Here is a 26,330-nt window from a genome sequence, read left to right as displayed (position 1 = left end):
CGTGATTGTGTCCGAAGCACTCTCCACGACGGTCGTGGGCTGCTCCCCGTCAGAGCCTCGCCAGCGACCCCCGCCGGAGAGCGCTTCGGCGCGTGCATCGCCCGTTGAACTCGAGCGGAGATGCGTTCGCCGCCAAGCCCTGACGAGGTTGAAACATGAGAAGAAACCCCACCCTGCGCATGCTCGGCGTCCTGCTGCTGCTATCGCTGCCACTGCTGTTGGCGGGCTGCAGTTCGGCGCTGCTGGATCCCAAGGGACAGATAGGGGAGGAGCAACGCACCCTCATCCTGACTGCCTTTGGCCTGATGCAGATCGTCGTCGTTCCGGTCATCGTGATGACGCTACTGTTCGCCTGGCGTTATCGCCGCAGCAATCGGGATGCCACCTACGCGCCCGACTGGGCCCACTCGAACAAGATCGAGGCCGTAGTCTGGTTCATTCCCATGGTCATCATCGCCTTCCTGGCCGTTTTGACCTGGTACACCTCGCACAGCCTTGACCCGCACAAGACCATCGAACCTGCCGAAAACCAGCAGGAGCCGATGGAAATCCAGGCCGTCTCGCTGGACTGGAAGTGGTTGTTCATCTATCCCGAGCAGGGCATCGCCACCGTCAACGAACTGGCCTTCCCCGAGGACACGCCGGTACGTTTCCGGGTCTCGTCCGGTTCGGTGATGAATGCCTTCTTCATCCCGCGCCTGGGTAGCCAGATCTATGCCATGGCGGGAATGGACAACGACGTGCATCTGGTCGCCGACGAGCCGGGCGTCTATGACGGCCGTTCCACCAACTACAGTGGTGCGGGTTTCTCGGAGATGACCTTCAAGGCCCACGTGGGAACCCAGGAAGACTTCGAGTCCTGGGTGGAGAAGGTGCGTGAATCGTCCGATTCACTGAACTTCCCCGAGGAGTACTATGACCTCGCTGCGCCCAGCCGGGACAACGAGATCCAGTATTTCTCCGAAGTTTCTCCCTCTCTCTACGAGAAGATCCTTCAGAGCTTCCATGCCGGCGGCAACCATGCCGAGCATATGGCAGCGGTCACCGGTGACGGCCATGGCAGTCATGGCGGTGGCCATGGTAGCGAGTCCGAGTCTCACAGCGATTCCGAGTCTCACGGCGAGTCCATGAGTGCGGAGGCAGCGGAGTAAATTATGTTAGGAAAACTGAGCCTTGAGGCGATTCCTTTCCACGAGCCCATCATCATGGTGACCGTTGCGGCCATCGTGCTGGGTGGACTCGCGATTGTGGGCGCCATCACCTACTTCAAGAAGTGGGGCTACCTTTGGCATGAGTGGTTGACGTCGATCGACCACAAGAAACTCGGCATCATGTATTTCCTCGTGGCCCTGGTGATGCTGATTCGTGGCTTCGCCGACGCGATCATGATGCGCAGCCAGCTGGCCATGGCGTCAGCCGGTGCCGAGGGCTTCCTGCCGCCCCACCACTATGATCAGATCTTCACCGCGCACGGTGTGATCATGATCTTCTTCGTTGCCATGCCCATGGTCATCGGCTTGATGAACCTGGTGGTGCCGTTGCAGATCGGTGCCCGGGACGTGGCCTTCCCGTTCATGAACAACCTGAGCTTCTGGCTGTTTGCTGCCGGCGTGGTTCTGGTCAACATTTCGCTGTTCGTGGGTGAGTTCGCCCAGACCGGCTGGTTGGCCTATGCGCCATTATCGGGGAAAGAATACAGTCCCGGTGTCGGGGTGGATTACTGGATATGGGCGTTGCAGATATCGGGTATCGGCACGACCCTGACCGGTATCAACTTCTTCGTCACCATCCTGAAGATGCGCACCAAGGGCATGACGCTCTTCCGCATGCCGATCTTCACCTGGACGTCGCTGTGCGCGAACATCCTGATCATCGCTTCCTTCCCGATTCTGACCGCGACCATCGCGCTGCTGACGCTCGATCGTTACCTGGGGATGCACTTCTTCACGAACGATTTCGGCGGCAACATGATGATGTACGTCAACCTCATCTGGGCCTGGGGCCATCCTGAGGTTTACATCCTCATCCTGCCGGCATTCGGGGTCTTCTCCGAGGTCATCGCGACCTTCGCGCGCAAGCGTCTGTTCGGTTACGGCACCATGGTCTGGGCCACGGTGGCGATCACCTTCCTGTCGTTCATCGTCTGGCTGCACCACTTCTTCACCATGGGGGCGGGTGCCAACGTCAATGCCTTCTTCGGCATTGCCACGATGATCATCGCCATCCCCACCGGGGTGAAGATCTTCAACTGGCTGTTCACCATGTACCGCGGGCGTATCGAGTTCACCTCGCCGGTACTGTGGACCCTGGGCTTCATCATCACCTTCACCCTGGGCGGCATGACTGGCGTGATGCTGGCCCTGCCGGCGGCCAACTTCGTGCTGCACAACAGCCTGTTCGTCATCGCTCACTTCCACAACGTCATCATCGGCGGCGTGGTGTTCGGCATGCTGGCAGGCCTGACCTTCTGGTTCCCGAAGGCCTTCGGCTTCACGCTGAACGAAAAGTGGGGCAAGCGTTCCTTCTGGTGCTGGCTCATCGGTTTCTACGTGGCCTTCATGCCGCTGTACGTGCTGAGCTTCTTCGGTGCCGTGCGTCGCATGCAGTCCTATGAAAACGGTGACTGGCAGCCGTTGATGATCATCGCCTGGGTGGGTGCCGTGATCATTCTCTGCGGTATTGCCTGCACTGTGATCCAGTTCCTCGTCAGCATCCGTGACCGCAAGAAGAACCAGGACGTGACGGGCGATCCCTGGGATGGCCGGACCCTGGAGTGGTCCACTTCTTCGCCGGCGCCGTTCTATAACTTCGCGCATCTGCCCGAGGTGAACGACATCGACGATTTCTGGGACCAGAAGCAGCGCAACGATGGCAAGGCGCCGCTCTCCAAGCCTCCGTACCAGGACATCCATATGCCCAAGAATACCTGGGAAGGGCCGATCATCGCGCTGTTCGCGACGATCGCCGGCTTCGCCCTGGTGTGGCACATCTGGTGGCTGGTCATCGTCGGTGGCGTCGCGACGTTCGCGACCTTCATGGCGCGGATCTTCAGGGAAGACGTTGACTACTACGTCCCCGCCGCCGAAGTGGAGCGCATCGAGCGCGAGCACCAACAACGTGTGGAGATGCAGGCGTAATCATGGCAACCGACACTCTAAGCAACCACGAGGGTCATGCTCACGAGCATGACCACCACGATACCGCGGGCACCAAGGTCTTCGGTTTCTGGGTCTACCTGATGAGCGATCTGGTGATCTTCGGGTCACTGTTCGCCACCTATGCCGTGCTCCTCCGGGGCACGGCCGGTGGGCCTACGCCGGGTGAAGTCTTCGAGCTGCCCTTCATCCTGGTCGAAACCTTCCTGCTGCTGTTCAGTAGTTTCACCTACGGCATGGCCGTGCTGGCGATGAATGCCAACCGCGTCGGCCAGATCAAGGCCTGGCTGGCGATTACCTTCCTGCTCGGCGCGGCCTTCGTCGGCATGGAGGTCTACGAGTTCCAGCACCTGATCCACGAGGGCTTTGGTCCGGATCGCAGTGCCTTCCTCTCGGCGTTCTTCACGCTGGTGGGTACCCACGGCCTGCACGTGACCTTCGGCCTGATCTGGATTCTGGTGATGCTGATCCAGCTGCAGACCAAGGGCCTGACCGACATGACGCGGCCGCGGATCATGTGCCTGAGCCTGTTCTGGCACTTCCTGGATATCGTCTGGATCTGCGTCTTCTCCTTCGTCTACCTGATGGGAGTCCTTTGATATGAGCGGACATGCCTCTCACGAAGAGCACAGCCACGGTAGCGTCAAGTCCTATGTCGTAGGGCTGATCCTGTCCATCGTGCTGACCATCATTCCCTTCGGGGTGGTGATGACCGGTTCCTTCGGTACGCCCGCCACGGTACTTATCATCGTGGCCACGGCGGTGGCGCAGGTGCTGGTGCAGTTGATCCTGTTCATGCACATGAACACCAAGGCGGACGAAGGCTGGAACTTCATGTCGTTCGTCTTCACCGTGTCGATCCTGGTCCTGATCATCGGAGGTTCCGTATGGATCATGTACAACCTGCATCAGAACATGATGATCGGTTGACTCCGGCGGCCAGGATGCGCAAGGACTACCTCACCATCACCAAGCCGGGTATCATCGGCGGTAATGTGATCGCGGTTCTGGGCGGCTTCTTCCTGGCCGCCCGGGGCGATGTCGATCCCTGGCTGCTGATCGCCACGGTGGTCGGTCTGGCGTTGGTGATCGCTTCCGGGTGTGCGTTCAATAACGTCATCGATCGCGATATCGATGCGATGATGGAGCGTACTCGAACACGTCCCCTGGTGCAGGGGCGTGTCACCCCTGCCGCGACCCTGCGCTTCGCGACCCTGCTCGGGATTGCAGGGTTCGCCCTGTTGGCGCTGTTCACCAATTGGGTGACGGTGGGACTCGCGGCCTTCGGCTTTGCCATCTATGTAGGTGTCTACAGCCTCTACATGAAGCGTCAGTCCGAGTACGGCACCCTGGTGGGCAGCCTGTCCGGCGCCATGCCGCCGGTAGTGGGCTATTGTGCCGTGACCGGCCAGTTCGATGGTGGTGCGCTGACACTGCTGGTGATCTTCTGCCTGTGGCAGATGCCGCATTCCTATGCCATCGCCATCTTTCGATTGAAGGATTATCAGGCGGCCCGGATTCCGGTATTGCCGGTGGTCAGGGGCATCAAGACCGCCAAGCATTATATCCTCGGCTACATCCTGGCCTTCGTCTTCGCCTCGCTGGCGTTGAGCGTGGCAGGGTACGCCGGCCCGGGATATTTCGTCGTCGCCCTGGTGATGGGCGTCTACTGGCTCTATCTCGCCATGCAGGGCTATCGCGTACATGACGAGGAGCGCTGGGCGAAACGTGTCTTTGCCTTTTCGATCATCACCATCACGGCGCTGAGCCTGATGATGTCGGTAGACGCCAGTCTGCCGCCGGCAACTCCCCTGTGGACTGCCCTTAACTGATTCTGCCTGTGTCATATCCGGGGGGCACATCCCCCGGATTCCTGCCTATACTCAAGTCGACGGAACAATAATGCAGTGGACCGACGGGCCAGTCCCGGTCCGTCTCCGGCAGGAGGTAGCGCTATGTTGACACATGTATGGGGTCTGATCGCCCACCCGAATCGCGAGTGGAAACAGATCAAGGAAGAGCGTGAGACGCTCACCCACCTCTACGAGCATCATGTCCTGTTGCTGGCGGCCATCCCGGTCGTCTGCTCCTATATCGGCACCACGCAGGTCGGCTGGAGTCTAGGAGGCGGTACCACCATACAACTGGGTTATCTGGATGCCCTGGGGGCCGGGGTTGTCTTCTACCTGGTGATCCTGGCGGCGGTCTATGCGGTCGGCAAGATCATCCGCTACATGGCCAAGCGCTATACTCGTCCACCAAGCCAGAGTCAGTGCATCGTCTTTGCCGGATACGTGGCCACCCCGATGTTCTTGAGTGGCATCGTGGCGGTCTATCCGCTGATCTGGCTGTGCCTGCTGGCCGGTGTCATCGGTCTTTGCTATACCGCTTATCTGCTGTATCTCGGCATTCCTTCCTTCCTCAATATCAGCAAGGAGGAAGGGTTCATCGTCTCCAGTACCACCCTGGCCTTCGGGGTACTGATTCTCGAGGCTCTGCTCGGGATGACGGTGCTGCTGTGGGGGTATGGCGAGCGCATTATCCTGTCGATTATCGGGTAGGTCGCTGGCCGGTACCGATCCTGAAAGGCGAACGGGCGACCCATTGGGTCGCCCGTTCGTGTTTGGGGAACTGTGTGCGCGACGACGCAGCAGGATGCGTCGACGTCGGGACGTTCAGTCGCCCGTCTGTTGCTCGACCTCCTTCAGGGCCCGTTCCAGCTGCTCGACGCTGCGTTCGATATTGTGCAGCTTGTCGAGACCGAACAGTCCGATGCGAAAGCTCTGGAAATCCTCGCCTTCGTCGCACATCAAGGGCACTCCGGCAGCAACCTGAACGCCGGCCTTGGCGAACTTGGCGGCGATCTCTGCGTCGTCGGTGTAGCTCACCACCACGCCCGGCGCCTCGTAGCCAGGTGCAGCGACGCTCTGGAAGCCATGCTCGGCGAGCATCTCGCGTACGCGACGGCCCAGCTCGAACTGCTCGTCGCGGACCTTGTCGAGGCCATAGGCTTCGGTCTCGGCGATGACGTCGCGCAACTGGCGCAACCCGTCGGTCGGCAGGGTGGCGTGATAGGCATGGCCGCCTGCCTCGTAGGTCTCCATGATCGACAGCCACTTGCGCAGGTCGCAGGCAAAGCTTGAGCTGGTCGTTTCATCGATGATCTCGCGCGCCAGGCGGGAGAGCATGACCAGGCCGCAGCAGGGTGAGGCGCTCCAGCCTTTCTGCGGAGCGCTGATCAACACATCGACGCCGATGTCGAGCATGTCGACCCAGGCGGTGCCGGAAGCGATGCAGTCCAGCACGAACAGGCCGTTTTCCTCATGAATCGCCTCGGCGATGCGCCGCATGTACTCGTCGGGCAATATCATGCCCGATGCGGTTTCGACATGGGGCGCGAAGACCAGATCGGGTTGCTGATCATGGATCGCCTCGATCACCTCGTCGATATCGGGGGGCGCGAAAGGGGAGGTGGGATCGTCGTCATCGACACGGCGTGCCTTGCGGACGTAGAGGTCCGAGGGGATCTTGCCGCGGTCCAGTATCTGGGTCCAGCGGTAGCTGAACCAGCCGTTACGGATGACCAGGCAACGCCGGTCGGTGGCAAACTGGCGGGCCACCGCCTCCATGCCGAAGGTGCCGCTGCCGGGGACGATGACCGTCGAATGCGCACGGTAGACTCGCTTCAGGGCGGCGGAAAGGTCGTGCATCACCTCCTGGAAGTTCTGCGACATGTGGTTCAAGGCGCGATCGGTGTAGACCACCGAATATTCGAGCAGTCCATCGGGGTCGACATCGGGTAGCAAGCCGGCCATTTCTTTCTCCGTCGTGGGTGGAGCTTCAAGCATATTCCGAGGATATGCGTATTCCGGACCGTAGACCAGCCTGTCCCGTATTTATCCTGTCGTGTATGGGGGCGTGAGGCCAGGCCGGGGCGCGCGAATGCCCCGGCCTCGACGCCGGATCAAACCTCCTTGTAAAGCTCGGCGCCCTGTTCGCGGAATTTCTCCGCCTGCTCCTCCATGCCTTTCATGACCGCCTCCTGATCACCGTCCAGTCCCTTGTCGCGGGCGTAGTCGCGGACTTCCTGGCTGATCTTCATCGAGCAGAACTTGGGGCCGCACATGGAGCAGAAGTGGGCCACCTTGGCGGAGTCCTTGGGCAGGGTCTCGTCGTGATATTCCCGGGCGGTGTCCGGATCCAGGCCGAGGTTGAACTGGTCTTCCCAGCGGAACTCGAAGCGCGCCTTCGACAGGGCATTGTCGCGGCGCTGGGCGGCCGGGTGACCCTTGGCGAGATCCGCCGAGTGGGCGGCGATCTTGTAGGTGATGATGCCGGTCTTGACGTCGTCCTTGTTGGGCAGGCCCAGGTGCTCCTTGGGCGTCACGTAGCAGAGCATGGCGCAGCCGTACCAGCCGATCATCGCCGCGCCGATCCCCGAGGTGATGTGGTCGTAGCCGGGGGCGATGTCGGTGACCAGCGGGCCCAGTGTGTAGAAGGGCGCCTCGTCGCACTCGCGGAGCTGCTTGTCCATGTTCTCCTTGATCAGGTGCATGGGCACGTGACCGGGGCCTTCGATCATCACCTGCACATCGTGCTTCCAGGCGATGCGAGTCAGCTCGCCGAGGGTCTCGAGCTCGGCGAACTGTGCCTCGTCGTTGGCATCGGCCACCGAGCCGGGGCGCAGGCCGTCGCCCAGCGAGAAGGCCACGTCGTACTGTTTGCAGATCTCGCAGATTTCCTCGAAGTGCGTGTAGAGGAAGCTTTCCTGGTGGTGGTAGAGGCACCACTTGGCCATGATCGAGCCACCGCGCGAGACGATGCCGGTGGTGCGCTTGGCGGTCAGGGGCACGTAGCGCAGCAGCACGCCGGCATGGATGGTGAAGTAGTCCACGCCCTGTTCGGCCTGCTCGATCAGGGTGTCGCGGAACACTTCCCAGGTGAGGTCCTCGGCCACACCCTTGACCTTCTCGAGTGCCTGGTAGATGGGCACGGTGCCGATCGGTACCGGGGCGTTGCGGACGATCCACTCGCGGGTCTCGTGGATATTCTGCCCGGTGGAGAGATCCATGATGGTATCCGCGCCCCAGCGGATGCCCCAGGTCATCTTGTCGACTTCTTCCTCGATGGAGGAGGTGACCGCCGAGTTGCCGAGGTTGCCGTTGATCTTCACCAGGAAGTTGCGGCCGATGATCATCGGCTCGGATTCCGGGTGGTTGATGTTGTTGGGAATGATGGCGCGGCCGGCGGCCACTTCGGCACGCACGAACTCCGGGGTGATCTCCTCGGGTAGATGGGCGCCGAAATTCTCGCCGGGATGCTGGTGGCCGAGGATACGTTCCACCTCTTCGGTGCCCAGGGCTTGCCGGCGCTGGTTCTCGCGGATGGCGATGAATTCCATCTCGGGGGTGATGATGCCCTGGCGAGCGTAATGAAGCTGGGTGACGTTCTTTCCGGCCTTGGCGCGGCGGGGTGTGCGGGTCAGCTCGAAGCGCAGCGGAGCGAGCATGGGGTCGTTGGCGCGGCGCTGGCCGTACTCGGAGGTGGGGCCGTCGAGGAATTCGGTGTCGTCGCGCTCCTCGATCCAGGTACGGCGCAGTTCGGGCAGCCCGCGGCGCAGGTCGATGCTGGCCTCGGGGTCGGTGTAGGGGCCGGAGGTGTCGTAGACCAGCAACGGCGGGTTGTCTTCGTCGGCCCCGGAGGTGCTGGTCGGCGAGAGGCTGATCTCGCGGAAGGGGACGCGGATGTCGGGCCGCGAGCCCTCGACATGGATCTTGCGCGAACCCGGCAGGGCCTGGACGGCGGCCTCGTCGACGCGGGCGGTTTCGTTGAGGAAGTTGGTGGTCTTGCTCATGGTCGTGCTCCCTTGGCTTGGATGATTTGTCAGGGAGGACCGCTGGGGGACAGGGGCCACCGGGCGGGATGGTCCGGCGGCGTATCGCTTGATCCCTACGCTGGTCCTAGCCAGTGCAGAGGGTATTTACAAATGCCACGAGCGATGGCCAGGGCTAGGCGAAATCAGCCGAAAACGCGGAGTTTACGATGAGGTAAATGAGCATTTTGAGGCTGATTTCAACGCGGCATGGCCGAGCGCAGTAGTTTGTAAACACCCTCTCAGGTTCAACGGGATCCATGCTGTTTTCGCATGATCTCAGCCGTCGTCAACGGCACCCCGTCAAGCGTGGTAGTGCCCGCCATTGCTGGCGGACGGTTTCAGTGCCGGGAAGTTTCTGCCTGGAGCTCCTGGCGTCCGCGCAGCCGGCAATGGTTATCAAGGCAGTGGGCTAGTCCGCGCGGTCCAGCCCCATCTGCCAGAAGTCGATCTCCAGGCGGGTGGCGTCGCGGAAGATGCCCGCCAGCCGCGCGAAGCGCTCGGGTGTGACCTCCGCCAAACGAGCGTCCAGCCAGGCAACTTCGTCGTGCATGGCCCCCTGGAAATCGTCGCTTTCGTACATGGCGATCCAGGCGTCGAAAGGATTGTCGTCGCCCCGTATGGTTTCCTGGCGCGCGTTCAGCCAGTTGGCGATCTCGCCGTAACCCACCAGGCAGGGGGAGAGCGCCACGTGAAGGTCGAGCAGATCGCCGCGACTGCCGGTGTCCAGTACGTAACGGGTATAGGCGAGAGTGGCGCGGGCTTCGGGCAGCTTGGCCAGGTCATCCTCGGAAATGCCCCATTCGCGGCAGAACCCCACGTGCAGGCCGAGCTCCACGTCGAGAATGGTCTTGAGCCCCTCGAAGGCATGGCGCAACTCGGTCAGGTCGTGGCTCTTGTAGGCCGCCAGAGCATAGGCCCGGGAGAAGTGGATCAGGAACAGGTAGTCCTGCTGCAGGTAGTGGCGAAAGGCCGCCGGGTCGAGGCTGCCATCACCGAGGGAGCGAACGAAGTCGTGCTCGATATAGGCGCGCCAGTCTTGCTGGCAGGCGTCGGTCAGGTCGCTGAAACGATAACCCATCATGTCTCCGGTGTCGGGATCCGGAAAGCGGGCGAAGCGAAACGAGGAGGGAGGACTGCCGGGAGAAGAGGTCGAGTCCACCGCCTGATTCCCTACGCCGGTTCACGTGCGCGATGGCGCACCTACCCGGATCAGGTTCCACGGGATCAACGCTGTGTTCGTCGCGAACGCGCGTCATCTCAGCCGGCTCAACCGGCACCCCGTCAAGCGAGTGGCCTCAGTCTAGCAGCTTGTTCGGCAATGAACAGTCCCCCTCGTCATTTGCCGATACCTTGCTGCTGAGTGGGCGGGTGGCGTGCCCAGTCCCGCGAGAAGGATTGAAGCGGCATGTCGCAGGGGCGTTCCGCAGGCGGCGGCGCCGGCTCGGCATTGCCGTCGACGGTGGCGGGAAGCGTCAGCCCTTTCAACACGGCGGGTGGGGCCGTCTCGCTGGGTACCAGCAACAGGCCACGTTGCCGTAGGCGTCGGCCGATGGTGAGGCTGCTGCTCAGGCGAACCAGGGGCGCGGCCAGCATCAGGCCCAGCCAGACGGGCGTCAGCCACCAGAAGAAGGTCGGGGTGTACCACCAGGTGATCCAGGCCCAGAAGGTGCCCGCCAGGGTGCCCGGCCAGGTATGGCGCAGCGCTTCGCGCCAGGGCAGGGCACGTCCCTCGCGGGATTGTGGATTCCAGGCGACCGTGCGCCCGCTCAACACTTCGATCACGAAGCGGCTGTGAAAGACCATCATCAGCGGGGCGATCAGCATCGCGAACAGGGCTTCCAGCAGGGCGCTCGCCGCCAGCTTGGCCCGACCGCCGTACAGGCCCGGATGCCGGCGCAACGCCAGGCAGACGCCCAGGACCTTGGGCATCAGCAGCATCGCCAGGGTGCCGCCGAGCAGGGGCATGATCAGGTTGGGTGGGGCGATGGGCCAGTTGGGAAAGAGCTGGGCGTTGGAGGTGAAGAAGTTGGGCTCGATGAGAGCGCGCATCAGGGCGTCGATGGTGCTGACCACCAGGATCGCCAGCCAGATCAGCGATGACAGGTAGGCCAGGGCGCCGCACAGGAAATGCACACGGCTGAGCATGTGCAGGCCGCTGCCACCCAAGAGGCGCAGGTGCTGCAGGTTGCCCTGGACCCAGCGGCGATCGCGCTTGGCGTAGTCGAGGATATGGCTCGGCATTTCCTCGAAGCTGCCGCCGAGATCGGTGCGCATGCGCACTTCCCAGCCGGCGCGTCGCAACAGGGCCGCCTCGACGAAGTCGTGGCTCAGGATGTCGCCGCCGAGTGGCGGGCGTCCGGGCAGTTCGGGGAGTCCGCAATGTCGAGTGAAGGCGTCGACGCGCATGATGGCGTTGTGCCCGAAGTAGTTGGCGGCATCGGACTGCCAGAAGCTCAGCCCGGTGGCCAGCATGGGCGAATAGACGGCGGCGGCGAACTGGTTGGCGCGGCCGAACAGGCTGTCCTGGCGGACCGGGATCGGCACTGTCTGCAGCAGGCCGAGGCGCGGATTGGCTTCCATCTCCGCGATCAGTTGGTGCACGGTGTCACCGCTCATCAGGCTGTCGGCGTCGAGCACCAGCATGAAGTCATAGTGCTGCCCCCAGCGCTGGCAGAAGTCGCCCAGATTGCCGGCCTTGCGGCCGGCATTGCTGTCACGGTGCCGGTAGTGGAGCTGGCAGTGGTCGGCAAGGCGATGCTGCAGCGCGGCCATGGTGGCGCGTTCCCGGGCGACGATGTCGGCGTCGGTGCTGTCGCTGAGTACGAAGGCTTCGATGCGTCGTGCTTCGGTGATCGGCGGCAGGTCTCGACAGGTGGCCTCGAGACCGGCGGCTACCCGTTCGACATCCTCGTTGTGGATCGGCATGACCAGAGCGGTGCGAGAACGCGCATCCTCAGGCGGTCTGGGGGGCGATACCTTGGTCAGGCTGAGTGGATCGCGGCCGGCCAGGGACAGCACGAAGCCGATGATCCCACTCCAGAAAGCGATGACGATCCAGCCGAAGGTCACGGTGAACAGCGCGAGGATGGCGAGTTCCAGCGGGGTCAGGCCGCCGACATGGAGGATACGGAACATGGTCCCCAGGCCCAGGCCGGTCGTGGCGGCGACCAGCAGGGCGAAGACCAGGCGACGGGTGCGCCGGAAGGGAACGGGGGCCACGCTGGCTCGGGATTCAGCGGCGCTCATTGGGGTACCAGACATAATTCCAGGTTTCGGTCAGCGGTTCGCCGTGCAGCATCAGGGCCAGGCGCATGTCGGCCGGGGTGCCATCTTCCGGGGCAAGCCGGAAATTGGCGCGCCAGGTGTCGCCGTCGGGCAGACGCTGGACGCGTGGCTCGAGTATTTCGCCTTTGGAGGTCGTCAGCCGCATTTCCACCGGCTGATCGGCATCGAGATCCTCGAGGCTGGGGCCCTGGAAGTCGACGATGAAGTGACGCTGGCTGGCCGGTGGCGGGTTGTCCTGTCCCGGCGTCGCTCCCCAGCCCTGCCGGGTACGGATGACATGGGCGAGTCGTTGGTCGGGGGGCGTGGCGCCGAAGGTGCGCAGTCGGTAGCGGAAGGTACGTGACTGCCCGGCCTTGAGCGGCTGCTCGGGGACCCAGTAGGCGGTGATGTTGTCGTTTGCCTCGCTGTCGGAGGGGATTTCGACCAGTTCGAGGCGCCCTTTGCCCCAGTCTCCCAAGGGGGTCACCCACTCGCTGGGACGCTTCTCGTACCGGGCCTCGGCGTCGAGATAGCCGTCGAAGTGTCGGGGCCGCTGGATCAGACCGAATCCCTGGGGCGAGGTGTCCTGAAGGCCAGAGATATGCAGCTTTTCCGGGTTGCTCAACGGCCGCCAGATGCGTTCGCCGCTGCCGGTATGCAGGGCCAGGCCGCTGGAGTCGTGAACCCGCAGGCGGTAGTCGTCGGCCGGGTAGCTGGCGATGCCACCGTGCATGAACATGCTGGTGAGAGGGGCAACGCCGAGCTTGGCGACATCCTCGCGGGCAAATAGGCGTGCCTCGGTGTCGACCACGGTCTGGCTGCCCGGTGCGATGTCGAAACGATAGGCGCCGGTCAGGGAGGGGCTGTCGAGCAGGGCAAAGAGGGTCATGTGGGTCGCGTCCGGCTCGGGCTTGACCAGCCAGAACTCGCGAAAGGCGGGGAATTCCTCGCCGTGGGGCTCCGCCGTGTCGATGGCCAGGCCGCGGGTGGAAAGCCCGTAACCCTGGCCGCGGCCGACCATGCGGAAGTATGACGCGCCGAGAAAGACCATGAACTCGTCGCGGTATTCGCCGCTGTTCAGAGGATAATGCAGGCGGAATCCTGCATAGCCCAGGTCGTCGAGTTCCAGCTTGGCCAGGTCGGCGACATCGCCATCATAGCGGAAGTGCGATGCTTCGAAGGGCAGGTGGTGCACTTCACCGTCGGCGTTCACCAGGTTGAGATCGACCGGCCGATCATAGAGAAAGCCCGGGTGGAACAATTGGACCTCGAAGAGTCCCTGGTCACGCCATATGGCATGTTCCGGGCGAAAGCGTATCTGCCGGTACTGGTCGTAATCCAGCTCGGTGAGGGCCGCGGGAATCTCTGGTGCAGCATCGTCGTAAGGCTCGCCGGCCAGGCGTTCGGCCCGGTCGGTGATGGTGTCGTACAGGGCCTCGTTGGATGAGGCTTCGGCGGCGTCCATGGCCACCATGCTTCCCAGCGCCAAGGCCAGGAATCGGGTCAGCAACGTCATGTCGCAAGTCTCCATCGGGTCCCGCCGGCACTTCCCCGCGCAAGCCGGGCCAGGAGGTTCAGGCCATTTCCGGAATGTCTTGTGATGTCGTGGCGGCCTTGTGTATTGGGTGTCACTCGACTCGAGCGTGTTCCATTGTTCGACTTTTGTCGAGAGCGCGCCAGGGGGCTTCTCCGGCGTCGGCTCAGCGGTACAGGCGAAAGTGTTTCCAGTCCGGGCGTTGTTCGGCCTCTTCGGGGGTCTTGCGGTAACGCTTGTATTCCCACTGGTACTGGGCCGGGTCCAGGGCGATGGCGGCTTCGACGCAGGCATTGACACCAGCGGCGGAGGTTCGTTCGTCACTTTCGTAGACGCGCTCGTCGGCCGCCAGGAAGTGGATGGCGAAACCACGTCCAGGCAGACGCCGCGCCACGCCGGTGACCACGCGGGCCTCGGTGCGTGCCACCAGCTTGGGCAGCAGCGTGGCGGTATAGGCCTGCCGCCCGAAGAAGGGCGCGAAAACACCGCTGCCCCAGCCCGGCTCCTGGTCCGGGAGAATGCCGACCGCCTCGGTCCGGTTCAGCGCCTTGAGCAGGGCGGCCACTCCGCGAGGATTCGTGGGTACCAGCCGTGCTCCCTGGCGCTCGCGTCCCTGGCGGATGATGGGGTCGAGTGCCGCCAGCTTGGGGGGCTCGTACATCGCCGTGAAGGGAAAATGGCTCGATAGCCAGAAGTTGAGCACTTCCCAGTTGCCGAAGTGCGGTGCCAGCACGATGACGCCCTGGCCCCGGGCGCGTGCGTCGTCGAGCAGTTCCCGACCATGCACCTCCTGGATCGAGTCGGAGACGCGCTGGGCATCGCCTAGCCAGGCGAAGCCCAGTTCGAGCATGGTGGCGCTGGAGTGCACCAGGCTGTCCCGAACGAGACGCCGCTGTACCGGCTCGGCCAGCTCGGGATAGGCCTGATTCAGGTTGACGCGGGTGACCAGGCGTTCACGTTGGCTGAAGCGTCGCACCAGCGGACCGATCAGGCGTGCCAGTCGCCAGAGCGAAACGGGACGCCAGCCGGAGAGTACGCGCCACAGGGTGACGATCGCCCGGCTCTGGAGGCGTTCGATGAAAGATTCGGATGACGCCATGGGTCAGACCAGCCAGGTGTCCACATTTTCCGGCTTGCGGTGTTCCTGCAGGCCCTTGAATCCCTTGACGCAACGGATGACCAGCCAGATCACGGCCAGCAGCCAGGTGACAAAGCCGATGAGGATGAAGGTCAGCAAGCCGGATACGGCGAAGTAGACCAGCCCGATCCAGAAGGTGCGGATCTGATAGCGATAGTGTTCGTCGAGCCAGTCGGGCCCCTTGCCGCGATAGACATAGGCGATCACCACGCCGACCAGGGCGGTCAGACCGCCGGTGACGATGCCTGCCAGATGTAGCGCGTAAATGACCATGGGAATGGTCGTATCGGGCCTGGGATTGGACTCGACGACTACGGAGTCTTGGGATGAGTTCTCGTTCATCGGTCATCCTTGAAGGTGAGTGAGCGTGATGGTTGCCCGGGTCATGATACCTGGCACCACGGCCGATGCCACCGGGCGCGGTCTCTGGTGTCAACGCAACGGCCGGCTGATTTCCAGCAGGTTGCCGTCCGGGTCGCGCAGGTAAAGGGACTCGAGTTCGCCGGTGGCGCCCTGACGCTTGACGGGACCCAGTTCCACGTCCACCGACAGGGCCTCCAGATGGCGGTGCACTTCATCCAGGGGCAATTGGCTGCGCAGGCACAGGTCCAGGCTGCCCGGTGTCGGCGTGGCGGCACGGGGTTCGATGTCGGTGGCGGTCCAATGCAGGCGCAGCGCCATGTCGCCGAGCATCAGGTCAACGCGTTCCCGGTCGCGATAGCGTACATCTAGCCCGAGGACCCGACTGTAAAAGTCCACGGCGCGGGAAATATCGGTCACGGTGATGACCAGATGGTCCAGACCTGACAGCATGCATGTCTCCTTCAACGATGTTTCCAGCAAGAGAATACGATGATGCAGACGTGTCCGCTATGCGCGTCGCCCGATACTGGGCACTATCATTGCGATGACGAACGCGACTACCTTTCATGCAGACACTGTGCGCTCGTTTTTGTGCCCGCATGGCAACACCTGTCCACGGCCGAGGAGAAGGCCGTCTATGATCGGCATGAGAACCATCCCGACGACCTCGGTTATCGCCGTTTCCTCGGGCGCTTGTTCACACCGCTGGTCGCCCGGTTGTCGCCCGGTGCGCAAGGGCTCGATTTCGGCTCCGGGCCCGGGCCGACCCTGTCGGTGATGTTCGAGGAGGCCGGATACTCGATGGCGCTCTTCGATCCCTTCTATGCACCGGACGCGTCAGTATGGCAGCGAGACTATGATTTCATTACCGCCACCGAAGTCGTCGAGCACCTCGCCGCGCCGGGCAGGGAAATCGAGCGGCTGCTCGACCACCTGAGGCCCGGTGGCTGCTTGGGGCTGATGACCAAGCGCGTGCGTTCGCGCGAGGCTTTCGCCGACTGGCATTATATTCGTGATCCCTCGCATGTGGCGTTTTTCTCCGAGTCGACGTTCCAATGGCTGGGGAGACGTTTCGAGCTGGACGTGACCTTTCATGCCGACGATGTCGTACTGTTGCAGAAGCGATGACCGGGCGGGTTCGATCAGGCTCGATGATGGCAAGAAAGTGAAGGCGCAAGGGGGGCGAAAACTGTTTGGCCGGCATGCAAAGCCGGCGTATAGTCGGCCCGATATCGCGCCACGCCGCCAGTCGTGGCGTTTTCCTTTCCCTTGCCACGAGAGCCTTGCATGTCACGGCAGTTGCTGCTCATGGCCCTGGCACCGTTGCTGGGATTGTTCATCCTCGCCATCGGTAACGGGTCTCTCGCTACCCTGACCACCCTGCGCCTGGATTCCGCCGGTTACTCGCCGCAAGTCATCGGCTGGGTATCGTCGGCCTATTTCATCGGCCTGGCCCTGGGTGCGCTATTCAATGACCGCCTGCTGTTGGCGATCGGTCACATTCGCGCCTATGGCAGCTTCGCCTCTCTGGTGGCAGTGGCCGTTCTCCTGCAGGGCCTGTTCGCTGACCCTACGGCCTGGTTCGTGCTTCGCCTGATCGGTGGCTGGGCCACGGTCGGAGTTTTCCTGGTCATCGAGAGCTGGCTGTTGGCCGCCGGCGAGGCGAGGGTTCGGGGACGCCTGTTGGCGCTCTACATGATCGCCATGTATGCCGCCGGCGTGGTGGGGCAATTGATGCTCGGTGTCGCCCAGTCCTTGGGGGACACCGCGCCGTTCATGATCATCGGCATGCTGGCTGCGCTCTCGGTGCTGCCCATGGCCATGATCCCCCGGGTGACGCCATTGCTGGAGAAAGCGGAGCCGCTGTCACCGTTGCGCCTGATCACCCTGACGCCCACCGGCGTGATGGGCAGCTTTGGCTCGGGGTTGGCGGTGGCGGCGGTCTACACCCTGTTGCCGCTTTATTTGCAGGGGCTCGGCTATAGTATCGACCGGGTCGGCCAGTTGATGGCGGTAGTGGTGCTCGGGGCCATGCTGCTGCAATATCCGGTGGGCCGCTGGTCGGATCGTCATGACCGGCAGATGGTCTTGATCCTGATGGGGGCCGTCTGCGTTCTGATTTCTGTCGGTATTCTCTGGCTGCCGCTGGGAGGCTGGGGCCTGGCCGGCTTGCTGTTCCTGCTCGGCGGCGGGGTGTTCTCGCTGTATCCGGTTGCGGTCGGTCATGCCGCCGACCGCGCCCCTGCCGGCGCCCTGGTGCGCATGAGCCAGGGGCTGCTGCTGATCAACGCCATCGGGTCGACCCTGAGTCCGTCGGTGATTTCGCCGGTCATGGCGGTCGTCGGCAACGAGGGGCTGTTCTGGTGTATGGGAGTGCTGGGCGTCGCGCTGGTGGGGTTCTTCGCCTGGCGACGCAGCGTGCGTCCGGCGCCGGTGCCGGTCGCTCCCTTCTCGCCTGCCACGCCGCTCAGTGCGGTGGGGGCAGAGCTGGCGGTGACCGATGAGTGGGTTCAAGGCGCACTGGAGCACGAGCATGTGGAAGATCTCTCCCAGGCCGTGCCCGATGTGGAAGTGGCCGAACCCCTGATGGGACCGCCGCGGCCCGATGAGGCTCATATCGCCTATTACGAGGGTGACCAGAAGCACGTCGGCACGAAGGGTGCGACCTAGGCATAATGGTTCATGAGGCGTTGTGAAAATAAGCTCGTGCATCAGTCTTTGTCTGCCGAGGAGTCACCATGACCCCCTATACCGCCCCCGTCCGTGAGCATCGTTTCGTCCTCGAGGAGCTGCTCGAACACGAGGTCCTGTCGCTGCCCGGTTTCGAGGAGGTCGGTGCCGACTTGGTCGAGGCGGTACTCGAGGAGGCCGCGCGTCTTACCGGAGACGTGTGGGCACCGCTGAATGCCAGCGGCGATCGCCAGGGCTGCGTGCGCCGTGATGACGGTGGCGTGAATGTGCCGGACGGCTTTGCCGACGCCTATCGCGCCTACGCCGAAGGCGGCTGGAATGGTATCGGCGTCGAGCAGGTGCATGGCGGGCAAGGGCTGCCCGAGGTGGTAGCCAGCGCCGTCCAGGAAATGCTGCATGGCGCCAACATGGCTCTGGGGCTGTGCCCGATGCTGACCGCCGGGGCCATCGAGGCGCTCATCCAGCATGGCGACGAGGTGCTGTGCGAGCGCTACCTGGCGCCGCTGGTCGAGGGGCGCTGGACGGGCACCATGAATCTCACCGAGCCCCAGGCCGGCTCCGATCTTTCCCTGGTGCGCACTCGCGCCGAGCCGAGCGGCGAGGACGGCGTGTATCGCCTGACCGGCCAGAAGATCTTCATCACCTGGGGCGAACATGACTGTGCCGAGAACATCGTGCATCTGGTGCTGGCGCGCCTGCCCGACGCCCCCGAGGGCAACAAGGGCATCTCGCTGTTCCTGGTGCCCAAGTTCCTGGTCGACGACGACGGAGCTCCAGGGGAGCGCAACGATGTCGTCTGCACCGCCCTGGAGCACAAGATGGGCATCCATGGCTCGCCGACCTGTGTGTTGAGCTTCGGCGAGCGAGAGGGCGCCATCGGCTATCTGGTCGGCGAGCCCGGGCGCGGGCTGAATCACATGTTCACCATGATGAACGCCGCGCGCCACAAGGTCGGTATTCAGGGCATCGGCGTGGCCGAACGCGCCTGTCAGCAGGCGCTGGCCTATGCCCGGGAGCGCCGGCAGGGGCGTCGGAATGGTGCGGAGTGCGCGATCGCCGAACATCTCGACGTGAAACGCATGTTGCTGTCGATGCGGGCTCGCACCGATGCCCTGCGGGCCCTGGCCCTGACATGCGCGGCCCAGATGGACAAGGCGCGCCATGCCGAGGAGGAAGAGACGAGGCAACGGGCGCAGGCCCGGGTCGATGTACTGATCCCGGTGGTCAAGGCCTTTTCCACCGACCAGGCCGTTGAGATCGCCTCCCTGGGCATCCAGGTGCACGGCGGCATGGGCTATATCGAGGAGACCGGTGCCGCCCAGTTGCTGCGCGATGCGCGCATTGCGCCCATCTACGAGGGCACCAACGGCATCCAGGCGCTGGACCTGGCCGGTCGCAAACTGGGGCGCGATGGTGGCGCGGCACTTGCCTCCCTGGTCGATGATGTCGAGGCTACGGCCGCGGCGCTGGCGGCCCGCGAAGATCTGCTGGCCCTGGGCGAGAGCCTGGCCGGTGGTGCGGCCGATCTGCGTGCTGCCATGGCCGTGGTGCTGGAGGGAGGTCGCGATCCCGAACAGGGAACCGATGCCATCCAGGCTTTCGCCACCCCCTTCCTGTCGCTGGTCGGCCATGTCCTGTGTGCCTGGCAGATGGGGCGTGCCGCCCTGGTGGCCGAGGCTGCCCTGCTCGACGGCAGTACCGATCCCTTCTATCACGCCAAGCTGGCCGCCGCCGACCATGCCTTGCGCCACTGGCTGCCGATCGGTCGTGCCCAGCGCGCGGTGATCGAGGCCGGTGTGGACAGGCTGGCGCGTTATGCTCCCGACGGCGATTGATCCGCCCGGCTTCCTTGTATCGGCGCATGATGATGGACCCTGCGAAAGGAGCGATTGCTGCCCAACCTAGCGTTCGCTAGGGTTGAGGTCGATGTATCGTCGTTTCACAACATGAGGAGCTACCATGAGCGAGCCGTTGATCGAGGTACGGGACAACGCCGGCATCGTGCGTCTGACCATCAATCGTCCCAAGGCGCTCAATGCCTTGAACAGTGAGGTGATCGCCGAACTCGAACGTCTGCTGATCGACCTCGAGGGGCGTGACGACCTGCGTGCCGTGCTGCTCACCGGTGCCGGCGAGAAGTCCTTCGTGGCCGGTGCCGACATCACCGAGATGCGCAGCAAGACGCCGCAGCAGGCCCGCGACTTCGCCGGCCAGGCACTGCGGACCATCAAGCGGCTGGAGACCCTGCCGGTGCCGGTGGTGGCCCTGGTCAATGGCTTCTGCCTGGGCGGCGGCTGCGAACTGGCCCTGGCCTGCGACTGGGCGGTGGCCAGCGACAATGCCGTCTTCGGGCAGCCCGAAGTGCAGCTCGGCGTGATTCCCGGTTTCGGGGGCACGCAACGCTTGCCGAGGCGGGTCGGGCCGGCCATGGCGCTGGATCTGGTGACCACCGGCCGCAAGATCGACGCCGCCGAGGCGCTGCGCATCGGGCTGGTCAATCGCGTCATGGCCCAGGACGAGCTCGAGGCCTATGTGGACGAACTGACCCGGCAACTCGGCGGCAATGGACCGCAAGCGGTGCGCAGTGCCAAGCAGGCCGTGCATGATGGCCTGGATCAGGACCTGGATACTGCCCTGGCCCTGGAAAACAGCCTGTTTGCGCTATGCTTCGCTGGTGAGGAGCAGGCCGAGGGCATGAGTGCCTTCGTCGAGAAGCGCAAGCCGAACTTCTGACACCGCGCTGCTGGCACCCTGCCTCGGACGGCCACGGCGATGACGCCGTGGCCATTTTGTTTGCTGTAACAGGCAGCGGAACAGGCACTGTCGAGGCGAGGGGGCACTCAATGGCTGTGCATCTTGGGCGTGCCGAGCCACATCATCTATCTACCGTACTCGAACTGGTACGCGCCTTTCATGCTGAAGAAGCAGTGGCGCTTGCCGAGGAGCGGCGCATTACGGCGGTCAACGCACTACTGGCGAACGATCACTACGGGCATATCTTTCTGATATATGCTGGAGAAGACCCGATCGGTTATCTCGCGGTGTGCTTCGGCTTTTCGATCGAGTTCGCCGGTCGCGATGCCTTCATCGATGAGCTGTATGTCATTCCGAAGGCGCGTGGCCTGGGGGCGGGGAGAGAGGCGCTCGTACGGCTGGCGGAGACGATGCGTGACAGCGGTATTGTGGCGTTGCACCTCGAGGTAGAGAAGTCGAATGACCGCGCGCGGGGTCTTTACCATGGCCTCGGGTTCACGCCTCGTGATCACTATGGGTTGATGTCGATGTCGTTGTTGTGAACCTGACTCGTGGACAAGTCATGAAGGCAATGCGGGTCCGACAGCATGGGCATGACATTCGAGGGGCCAATACAGGAAATCAGGGAGTGAGAGATGAAAACCATCGGCCTGTTGGGCGGCATGAGCTGGGAATCCACCGAGAGTTACTATCGGGCACTCAATACCGGGATCAAGGCGTCATTGGGTGGCTTGCACTCGGCACGGGTGGTGATGGTCAGCGTCGATTTTGCCGAGATCGAGGTGCTGCAACGTCAGGGAGACTGGGAGGCCATGGCGAGCATCCTGGCGCGGGAGGCTCGTCGCATCGAGGCTGCCGGAGCGGACATGTTGCTGATCGCCACCAATACCATGCACAAGGTGGCACCCGAGGTGGCTGATGCCATCGACATTCCGCTGCTGCATATCGCCGATGCCACCGGAGAACGGCTGGTGGCCGACGGCATGCGGCGTGTCGGCCTGCTGGGCACCCGCTTCACCATGGAGCAGGACTTCTACAAGGCCCGCCTGACCGAGCGTTTCGGCATCGAGGTACTGGTGCCCGAGGAAGAGCAGCGGCAACGGGTCCACCGGGTCATCTACGAAGAACTTTGCCAGGGACGGATCGAGCCGCGATCGAAGACCGAGTATCTCGAGATCATCGAGTCGCTGCGCCAGCGGGGAGTCGAGGCGGTGATTCTCGGCTGTACCGAAATTGCCCTGCTGGTCAACCAGACGGACACGCAGGTGCCGCTCTACGACACGACGGCGATCCATGCCGGCAGCGCCGTCGCCATGGCGCTCGAGCCTTGATAAGGCCTTGGTGACGGGCAGCGGCAAGGAAGGGCTGGTAAAATACAGGGTTCGCGAATTCGCCAAGGGAGAGGCAAGGTGCGCATTACCCAGCTCAACATCTATCCGGTCAAGTCGCTGCGCGGGATCGGTCTGGAGACGGCATCGATCACGGCGCGAGGGTTCGCCTTCGACCGGCACTGGATGATCATCGATGACGACAACCGTTTCGTGACCCAACGGGAAGTGCCCGCCATGGCCCAGGTGCGGGTTCGTCTCGAACCGCAGGCGCTGATTCTCGAGCATGACGATGCCGCCGAGCCGCTGGTCGTCGAGTTCGGGCGAAACGAGGCGGCGGCACCGCGGCTGGCGGTTCGCATCTGGAAGGATGACTGCGAGGCACTGGATGAAGGCGCGCGGGCTTCCGCCTGGTTGACCGAGGTGCTGGGCCGGCCCGGCGGAAGCCGTCTGAGATTGGTGCGCTTCCCCGATGATCAGCGACGTGACATCGCCCCCGATCATCTGCGCGGCGAGAGTGCCCAGACCGGTTTCGCCGATGGCTATTCCTTCCTGGTGACGTCCGAGGCGTCACTCGCGGCGCTGAATGCGCGACTCTCCGACAAGGGGGTCGATGAGGTGCCGATGAGCCGGTTCCGGCCCAATATCGTGGTGCAGGGCGAAGAGGCCTTCGACGAGCGCCAGTGGGATGAACTCGGCAACGACGAGGCTGGAGTACGCCTGGGCCTGCGCAAGCCCTGCAAGCGTTGCAAGATCATCACCCAGGATCAGTATAGCGGCGTGGCGCCGACGCCCAAGGAGCCGCTCAAGACGTTGGTCGAGATGGCGACTCAGCCGGATATGAAGGGGGCTTTCTTCGGGCAGAACGCGATCCTGCTGGCCGGCGAGGGTCGGGAATTGCGCGTGGGCGACCGCCTGGCCGTCTCGAAGCGCCGCGCGGATTGAATATGCTGGGTTGGTCTCGTCGGTATGGAATGGTCACGGCTTCGGCAAGCGGGCGGCCACTGAACGGTGATCAGCTGGCCGGGTCGATCAGTCCGTTCAGTGAGGCGTTGCGGCGGAACCAGCCGGCGATGCTAGCCCGGGGCAAGCGGGTCGGCAGCACCTCGTGGGGAATCGTTTCGGCGAGAAAGCAGACGAAAGTGCCGGCTTCGGGACGGACGCGCGCCACCTCGCGGTCGTCGTCCGGCGAGTAGATGACCATCTCGCCCCCGCCATCCGAGGGCCAGTCGGGAGTCAGGTAGCCGACCGTGGACACCACGCGATTGGCGCGTCCCCGGAAGCTGTCCAGGTGGCGTCGGTAGAAGGCGCCCGGCGGGTAGTGGGCGAAATGGGCCTCGTACTCGAAGAGCCCCAGGAACAGCGCCTGGTTCAGGGCCCGCTGGAGATCGCCCATGGCCTCGAGATAACGCCGCTGGGCCTGGCTCTCGCGGTCCAGCCAGCGAATGGCGTCACCGCGTACATCGCGGCGCAGATGATGGTTGTCGCCACGGCCGATACCGGCGGCAATCAGGGCATCGCGTTCCGTCATGTCGTCGAGCTCGGCATGCAAGGCGCTGCACAGGGGCGCAGGCAGGAAGGATGGCCCCACATACCAGCCCTGGGTGACCAGGCTGTCGATCAGTTCGCCCAGACGGGCTTCGGGGAGGCGTGACGTGTCGCTCATGATGCAGACATCCGGCGGGCGGGGTGGTGGCGCAACTCGCCATCGGGCCGTTGAAAGAGGCTGATCGGCATGCCGAATCCCTCGGCGAGCAGTTCCACCAGCATCATCGACGACAATCCCCAGATGACATGTTCGTCCTGGCGATAGCTGGGTACGTAGTAGTCGCGTTCGTCGACGCGGATCACGTCGGTATGGGTGCGCTGATCGTCGAGGAAACGACGCACCGGCACCTCGAAGATGGCATCCAGCTCGCTTGGATCCGGCGTCAGCGGCAGGTCGGGGGGAATCACGCCGACATAGGGCGTCACCAGGATGCCGTGCAGCGAGACGACATCCGAGAGCCGTCCGAGGATTTCCACGCGTTCGGCGGGAAGGGCGATCTCTTCCCGGGATTCGCGCAGGGCGGTGGCCAGCAGGTCCGGGTCGTCGAACTCGCGCTTGCCGCCAGGGAAGGCGACCTGGCCACTATGAGTGGAGAGGTGCGCGGCGCGGCGGGTGAACAGTAGTGTCGGCTCCGGCCGGGCGACCAGGGGGATCAGCACGGCGGCCTGGGGCAGATCGAGCCGCAGGCGACGAGGAGCATGTGCTTGCAGGCGCTCGCGAAGTTTTTCTAACATGGTGTTTCCGTCGGGTTTCACCCCTTTTACCCAGTCGCCGAGCGCGGCGTCAAGTCCGGGCCGGGAGCGCGCTTTCGGTTCGTCAGGGAGGACCATGAACTTTTGCAGCCATTGTGGCCAGCCGGTCCGCTTCGCTATTCCCGAGGGCGACGATCGGCCGCGCTATATGTGCGACGCCTGCGGCACCATCCATTATCAGAATCCGCGCATCATCGCCGGGACGCTGCCGATCAGCGGCTCGCGAATCCTGTTGTGCCGGCGTGCCATCGCACCGCGCAAGGGCTACTGGACATTGCCGGCGGGCTTCATGGAAAACGCCGAGACCACCCTGGAAGCGGCGGCCCGCGAGACGCGGGAAGAGGCCTGTGCCGAGGTGGCGCTGCACGGCCTCTACACCTTGATCAACCTGCCGCATATCGATCAGGTCTACATGATATTCCTGGCCGACCTCGATGGCGGCTTCGATGCCGGGCCGGAAAGTCTCGAGGTGGCGTTGTTCGAGGAGAGCGAAATTCCCTGGGACGAACTGGCGTTTCCCACCATCGAGCGGACCCTGCGTCACTTCTACGATGATCGCCGCGAAGGGAGCTACCCGTTGCACGTCAGCGATATCACGCCGGAGGACAGGGAACGTTATTTCGGCTCGGCCTGAGGTTATCTTCCTTGGATGTCCTCCAGGCGCCACACATCGAATGCCGGTTCCTCGTAGGGGTGGGCCTGTCGCAGTGCCGCCACGGCGTCGTGGATGAGGCTGTCGTCACAGACGAGCTCGACCTTGAGCTCGCTGACCCTTTCCAGGTCGCCGACGCGACCGATGTGCGGGTCGGCTCCCTCCAGGGGGCGGAACTGCCCGGTGCCCCGGGTCTGGAAACAGCACGCCTCATAGTCGCCGATGCGTCCCGCTCCGGTGGCGAAGACGGCTTCCTTGACGGTCTCGGCGTCCTCTTCGGGAACGAAGAAAGCGAGTTTGTACATGGGGCATCCTCTTTCGGTGGTTCGCGCCCATCCTCCTGGCTGATTCCGGGCATGGCAAGATGCATGGGCATCTCATGCATCGCACATCCTTTCGACAGGCGTCTCGACAAGCGAACGGAGCGAATCCATGGATAGCGAATTGCGCGATTTTGTGAGATCCCACGGCCTGTCGCCGCAGGGCGAGCCGCGCCTGCTGGGCGGCGGAGACATCGCGGCAGTGTCGTGGCTGGAGACCGACCAGGGCCCGGTGGTGATCAAGCGTGACGATGCCGAGCGGCTTTCTGGCGAGGCCGAGGGCCTGCGCGTTCTGGGGCAGGCGACGTCTCGGCTGGTGGTGCCCGAAGTCCTGGGTGAAGGCGATGGCTGGTTGGTCATGGAGGCACTGGAAAGTGCCGGACGCACAGGGCGGGACGAGACGGCCCTGGGAGAAGGCTTGCGTGAGCTGCATGACACGACCGGGTCGATGCATGGCTGGCATCGCGACAATGCCTGTGGTTCCACTCCGCAGCCCAATGAACCGCTCGAGGATGGCCGTGCCTTCCAGCGTGAACGGCGTCTGCTGCCGTTGACGCGGGCCTGCCATGACCGCGGCCTCATCGACACCCGCCTGCGCAGCCGGCTGGAAAACGTCGCCGCCGATCTCGAGGCCTGGTTGCCGGCTGTGCCGGCGAGTCTGGTGCATGGCGATCTCTGGTCGGGCAATGTGCTGTTCACCCGACGGGGGCCGGCCATCATCGACCCGGCGGTCTATCGGCATTATCCCGAGGTGGATCTGGCCATGTTGACGTTGTTCGGTGCGCCCGGGGAAGGTTTCTTCGCGGCATACTGGGATGGAGACGCCCCTGCCGACTGGCCGCGTCGCGAGGCGCTTTTCCAGTTGTACCCGCTGCTCAATCATCTGCTGCTGTTCGGTGGTGCCTATCGCAGCGGCGTCGAGCGTGCGCTGAGTCGAGTCGAGGCTGGCTGAGCC

The 26,330-nt window shown here is 63.6% G+C and carries 26 protein-coding genes and 1 riboswitch; of the genes, 15 read left to right on the top strand and 11 right to left on the bottom strand.

Annotation, left to right across the window (positions count from 1 at the left end; genetic code table 11):
* Window positions 1-155: 155 nt before the first annotated feature.
* The 6 genes from cyoA (at window position 156) to HELO_RS11845 (ending at window position 5,716) form a co-directional block, all read left to right on the top strand.
* Window positions 156-1,151, top strand: coding sequence for a ubiquinol oxidase subunit II (cyoA, locus tag HELO_RS11870; protein ID WP_013332911.1), 996 nt, complete (start codon window positions 156-158; stop codon window positions 1,149-1,151).
* A 3-nt stretch (window positions 1,152-1,154) separates the two neighbouring features.
* Window positions 1,155-3,137: a cytochrome o ubiquinol oxidase subunit I gene (gene cyoB, locus HELO_RS11865; protein WP_013332910.1), complete on the top strand. Its 1,983-nt coding sequence runs from the start codon at window positions 1,155-1,157 to the stop codon at window positions 3,135-3,137.
* Between the two features lie 2 nt (window positions 3,138-3,139).
* Window positions 3,140-3,754 (top strand): cytochrome o ubiquinol oxidase subunit III, encoded by a 615-nt coding sequence (locus HELO_RS11860; protein WP_013332909.1) that lies wholly within the window; start codon window positions 3,140-3,142, stop codon window positions 3,752-3,754.
* A gap of 1 nt (window position 3,755) precedes the next feature.
* The gene (cyoD, locus tag HELO_RS11855) at window positions 3,756-4,085 is read left to right on the top strand and encodes a cytochrome o ubiquinol oxidase subunit IV (protein WP_013332908.1); all 330 of its coding nucleotides are present in this window, start codon (window positions 3,756-3,758) and stop codon (window positions 4,083-4,085) included.
* Complete coding sequence (gene cyoE / locus HELO_RS11850) at window positions 4,043-4,987, top strand: heme o synthase (protein ID WP_013332907.1); 945 nt, start codon at window positions 4,043-4,045, stop codon at window positions 4,985-4,987. Before cyoD ends, cyoE begins: the two co-directional genes overlap by 43 nt.
* A 123-nt stretch (window positions 4,988-5,110) precedes the next feature.
* Window positions 5,111-5,716 carry a Yip1 family protein gene (locus HELO_RS11845; protein WP_013332906.1) on the top strand — a complete coding sequence of 202 codons (606 nt, stop codon included), beginning with the start codon at window positions 5,111-5,113 and terminating at the stop codon, window positions 5,714-5,716.
* A 114-nt stretch (window positions 5,717-5,830) separates the two neighbouring features.
* Here the strand turns inward: HELO_RS11845 and HELO_RS11840 are convergent, their stop codons facing one another.
* The 8 genes from HELO_RS11840 to HELO_RS11805 form a co-directional block, all read right to left on the bottom strand.
* Entirely contained in the window at window positions 5,831-6,970 is a 1,140-nt protein-coding gene (locus tag HELO_RS11840) for an aminotransferase class V-fold PLP-dependent enzyme (protein WP_013332905.1), read from the bottom strand.
* Between the two features lie 149 nt (window positions 6,971-7,119).
* Window positions 7,120-9,009, bottom strand: coding sequence for a phosphomethylpyrimidine synthase ThiC (thiC, locus tag HELO_RS11835; RefSeq protein WP_013332904.1), 1,890 nt, complete (start codon window positions 9,007-9,009; stop codon window positions 7,120-7,122).
* A gap of 430 nt (window positions 9,010-9,439) precedes the next feature.
* Complete coding sequence (gene tenA, locus HELO_RS11830; RefSeq protein WP_041602109.1) at window positions 9,440-10,108, bottom strand: thiaminase II; 669 nt, start codon at window positions 10,106-10,108, stop codon at window positions 9,440-9,442.
* 71 nt (window positions 10,109-10,179) lie between these two features.
* Window positions 10,180-10,321, bottom strand: a riboswitch (TPP riboswitch).
* Window positions 10,322-10,365: 44 nt separating this feature from the next.
* A complete protein-coding gene (gene mdoH, locus HELO_RS11825) occupies window positions 10,366-12,276 on the bottom strand; it encodes a glucans biosynthesis glucosyltransferase MdoH (RefSeq protein ID WP_109637471.1) in 1,911 nt (636 codons plus the stop codon).
* Window positions 12,263-13,810, bottom strand: coding sequence for a glucan biosynthesis protein (locus HELO_RS11820; protein WP_041602568.1), 1,548 nt, complete (start codon window positions 13,808-13,810; stop codon window positions 12,263-12,265). The genes mdoH and HELO_RS11820 overlap by 14 nt, the downstream gene beginning before the upstream one ends.
* Before the next feature lie 184 nt (window positions 13,811-13,994).
* Entirely contained in the window at window positions 13,995-14,927 is a 933-nt protein-coding gene (locus tag HELO_RS11815) for a lysophospholipid acyltransferase family protein (protein WP_013332900.1), read from the bottom strand.
* 3 nt (window positions 14,928-14,930) lie between these two features.
* Window positions 14,931-15,308, bottom strand: a complete 378-nt coding sequence (locus HELO_RS11810) for a DUF4870 family protein (protein ID WP_013332899.1) — start codon at window positions 15,306-15,308, stop codon at window positions 14,931-14,933.
* Window positions 15,309-15,398: 90 nt separating this feature from the next.
* Window positions 15,399-15,779: a VOC family protein gene (locus HELO_RS11805; RefSeq protein WP_013332898.1), complete on the bottom strand. Its 381-nt coding sequence runs from the start codon at window positions 15,777-15,779 to the stop codon at window positions 15,399-15,401.
* Between the two features lie 39 nt (window positions 15,780-15,818).
* Between HELO_RS11805 and HELO_RS11800 the strand changes: the two genes are divergently transcribed.
* The 7 genes from HELO_RS11800 to HELO_RS11770 all read left to right on the top strand — a co-directional run bounded on the left by HELO_RS11800 (window position 15,819) and on the right by HELO_RS11770 (window position 23,047).
* Window positions 15,819-16,457, top strand: coding sequence for a class I SAM-dependent methyltransferase (locus HELO_RS11800; RefSeq protein ID WP_013332897.1), 639 nt, complete (start codon window positions 15,819-15,821; stop codon window positions 16,455-16,457).
* 159 nt (window positions 16,458-16,616) lie between these two features.
* Window positions 16,617-17,999 carry an MFS transporter gene (locus tag HELO_RS11795; RefSeq protein ID WP_013332896.1) on the top strand — a complete coding sequence of 461 codons (1,383 nt, stop codon included), beginning with the start codon at window positions 16,617-16,619 and terminating at the stop codon, window positions 17,997-17,999.
* A 68-nt stretch (window positions 18,000-18,067) separates the two neighbouring features.
* On the top strand, window positions 18,068-19,855 hold the full coding sequence (locus HELO_RS11790) for an acyl-CoA dehydrogenase (RefSeq protein WP_013332895.1): 1,788 nt from the start codon (window positions 18,068-18,070) through the stop codon (window positions 19,853-19,855).
* A 124-nt stretch (window positions 19,856-19,979) separates the two neighbouring features.
* Window positions 19,980-20,753 (top strand): enoyl-CoA hydratase-related protein, encoded by a 774-nt coding sequence (locus HELO_RS11785; protein WP_013332894.1) that lies wholly within the window; start codon window positions 19,980-19,982, stop codon window positions 20,751-20,753.
* A gap of 47 nt (window positions 20,754-20,800) precedes the next feature.
* Window positions 20,801-21,316 carry a GNAT family N-acetyltransferase gene (locus tag HELO_RS11780; RefSeq protein WP_157953418.1) on the top strand — a complete coding sequence of 172 codons (516 nt, stop codon included), beginning with the start codon at window positions 20,801-20,803 and terminating at the stop codon, window positions 21,314-21,316.
* A gap of 93 nt (window positions 21,317-21,409) precedes the next feature.
* Window positions 21,410-22,105 (top strand): aspartate/glutamate racemase family protein, encoded by a 696-nt coding sequence (locus tag HELO_RS11775; RefSeq protein WP_013332892.1) that lies wholly within the window; start codon window positions 21,410-21,412, stop codon window positions 22,103-22,105.
* A gap of 78 nt (window positions 22,106-22,183) precedes the next feature.
* Window positions 22,184-23,047, top strand: a complete 864-nt coding sequence (locus HELO_RS11770) for an MOSC domain-containing protein (RefSeq protein WP_013332891.1) — start codon at window positions 22,184-22,186, stop codon at window positions 23,045-23,047.
* Between the two features lie 70 nt (window positions 23,048-23,117).
* Here the strand turns inward: HELO_RS11770 and HELO_RS11765 are convergent, their stop codons facing one another.
* On the bottom strand, window positions 23,118-23,768 hold the full coding sequence (locus tag HELO_RS11765; RefSeq protein WP_013332890.1) for a 2OG-Fe(II) oxygenase: 651 nt from the start codon (window positions 23,766-23,768) through the stop codon (window positions 23,118-23,120).
* Complete coding sequence (locus HELO_RS11760; RefSeq protein ID WP_041602108.1) at window positions 23,765-24,385, bottom strand: CoA pyrophosphatase; 621 nt, start codon at window positions 24,383-24,385, stop codon at window positions 23,765-23,767. Before HELO_RS11760 ends, HELO_RS11765 begins: the two co-directional genes overlap by 4 nt.
* 94 nt (window positions 24,386-24,479) lie before the next feature.
* On the opposite strand from HELO_RS11760, the gene HELO_RS11755 reads away from it, so the two are divergent.
* Window positions 24,480-25,037: an NUDIX hydrolase gene (locus HELO_RS11755; RefSeq protein ID WP_013332888.1), complete on the top strand. Its 558-nt coding sequence runs from the start codon at window positions 24,480-24,482 to the stop codon at window positions 25,035-25,037.
* A 2-nt stretch (window positions 25,038-25,039) separates the two neighbouring features.
* Here HELO_RS11755 and HELO_RS11750 read toward each other — a convergent pair whose 3' ends face one another.
* Entirely contained in the window at window positions 25,040-25,360 is a 321-nt protein-coding gene (locus HELO_RS11750; RefSeq protein ID WP_013332887.1) for a Nif3-like dinuclear metal center hexameric protein, read from the bottom strand.
* Between the two features lie 127 nt (window positions 25,361-25,487).
* On the opposite strand from HELO_RS11750, the gene HELO_RS11745 reads away from it, so the two are divergent.
* Window positions 25,488-26,327: a fructosamine kinase family protein gene (locus HELO_RS11745; RefSeq protein WP_013332886.1), complete on the top strand. Its 840-nt coding sequence runs from the start codon at window positions 25,488-25,490 to the stop codon at window positions 26,325-26,327.
* The last annotated feature ends 3 nt before the right edge of the window (window positions 26,328-26,330 follow it).

The organism is Halomonas elongata DSM 2581 (assembly GCF_000196875.2).
GTDB lineage: Bacteria > Pseudomonadota > Gammaproteobacteria > Pseudomonadales > Halomonadaceae > Halomonas > Halomonas elongata.
This window is presented reverse-complemented; position numbering and strand designations above follow the sequence as displayed.

Excerpts from the sequence above, each read along its gene's own strand:
- HELO_RS11810 (WP_013332899.1), bottom strand. The coding sequence starts at position 15,308 with ATGAACGAGAACTCATCCCAAGACTCCGTAGTCGTCGAGTCCAATCCC.
- mdoH (WP_109637471.1), bottom strand. The coding sequence starts at position 12,276 with ATGAGCGCCGCTGAATCCCGAGCCAGCGTGGCCCCCGTTCCCTTCCGG.
- HELO_RS11860 (WP_013332909.1), top strand. The coding sequence starts at position 3,140 with ATGGCAACCGACACTCTAAGCAACCACGAGGGTCATGCTCACGAGCAT.
- HELO_RS11845 (WP_013332906.1), top strand. The coding sequence starts at position 5,111 with ATGTTGACACATGTATGGGGTCTGATCGCCCACCCGAATCGCGAGTGG.
- HELO_RS11805 (WP_013332898.1), bottom strand. The coding sequence starts at position 15,779 with ATGCTGTCAGGTCTGGACCATCTGGTCATCACCGTGACCGATATTTCC.
- HELO_RS11840 (WP_013332905.1), bottom strand. The coding sequence starts at position 6,970 with ATGGCCGGCTTGCTACCCGATGTCGACCCCGATGGACTGCTCGAATAT.
- cyoE (WP_013332907.1), top strand. The coding sequence starts at position 4,043 with ATGGATCATGTACAACCTGCATCAGAACATGATGATCGGTTGACTCCG.
- HELO_RS11815 (WP_013332900.1), bottom strand. The coding sequence starts at position 14,927 with ATGGCGTCATCCGAATCTTTCATCGAACGCCTCCAGAGCCGGGCGATC.
- HELO_RS11745 (WP_013332886.1), top strand. The coding sequence starts at position 25,488 with ATGGATAGCGAATTGCGCGATTTTGTGAGATCCCACGGCCTGTCGCCG.
- HELO_RS11785 (WP_013332894.1), top strand. The coding sequence starts at position 19,980 with ATGAGCGAGCCGTTGATCGAGGTACGGGACAACGCCGGCATCGTGCGT.
- thiC (WP_013332904.1), bottom strand. The coding sequence starts at position 9,009 with ATGAGCAAGACCACCAACTTCCTCAACGAAACCGCCCGCGTCGACGAG.
- tenA (WP_041602109.1), bottom strand. The coding sequence starts at position 10,108 with ATGGGTTATCGTTTCAGCGACCTGACCGACGCCTGCCAGCAAGACTGG.
- HELO_RS11820 (WP_041602568.1), bottom strand. The coding sequence starts at position 13,810 with ATGACGTTGCTGACCCGATTCCTGGCCTTGGCGCTGGGAAGCATGGTG.
- HELO_RS11760 (WP_041602108.1), bottom strand. The coding sequence starts at position 24,385 with ATGTTAGAAAAACTTCGCGAGCGCCTGCAAGCACATGCTCCTCGTCGC.
- HELO_RS11775 (WP_013332892.1), top strand. The coding sequence starts at position 21,410 with ATGAAAACCATCGGCCTGTTGGGCGGCATGAGCTGGGAATCCACCGAG.
- HELO_RS11755 (WP_013332888.1), top strand. The coding sequence starts at position 24,480 with ATGAACTTTTGCAGCCATTGTGGCCAGCCGGTCCGCTTCGCTATTCCC.
- HELO_RS11765 (WP_013332890.1), bottom strand. The coding sequence starts at position 23,768 with ATGAGCGACACGTCACGCCTCCCCGAAGCCCGTCTGGGCGAACTGATC.
- HELO_RS11800 (WP_013332897.1), top strand. The coding sequence starts at position 15,819 with ATGATGCAGACGTGTCCGCTATGCGCGTCGCCCGATACTGGGCACTAT.
- HELO_RS11750 (WP_013332887.1), bottom strand. The coding sequence starts at position 25,360 with ATGTACAAACTCGCTTTCTTCGTTCCCGAAGAGGACGCCGAGACCGTC.
- HELO_RS11790 (WP_013332895.1), top strand. The coding sequence starts at position 18,068 with ATGACCCCCTATACCGCCCCCGTCCGTGAGCATCGTTTCGTCCTCGAG.
- cyoB (WP_013332910.1), top strand. The coding sequence starts at position 1,155 with ATGTTAGGAAAACTGAGCCTTGAGGCGATTCCTTTCCACGAGCCCATC.
- cyoD (WP_013332908.1), top strand. The coding sequence starts at position 3,756 with ATGAGCGGACATGCCTCTCACGAAGAGCACAGCCACGGTAGCGTCAAG.
- cyoA (WP_013332911.1), top strand. The coding sequence starts at position 156 with ATGAGAAGAAACCCCACCCTGCGCATGCTCGGCGTCCTGCTGCTGCTA.
- HELO_RS11795 (WP_013332896.1), top strand. The coding sequence starts at position 16,617 with ATGTCACGGCAGTTGCTGCTCATGGCCCTGGCACCGTTGCTGGGATTG.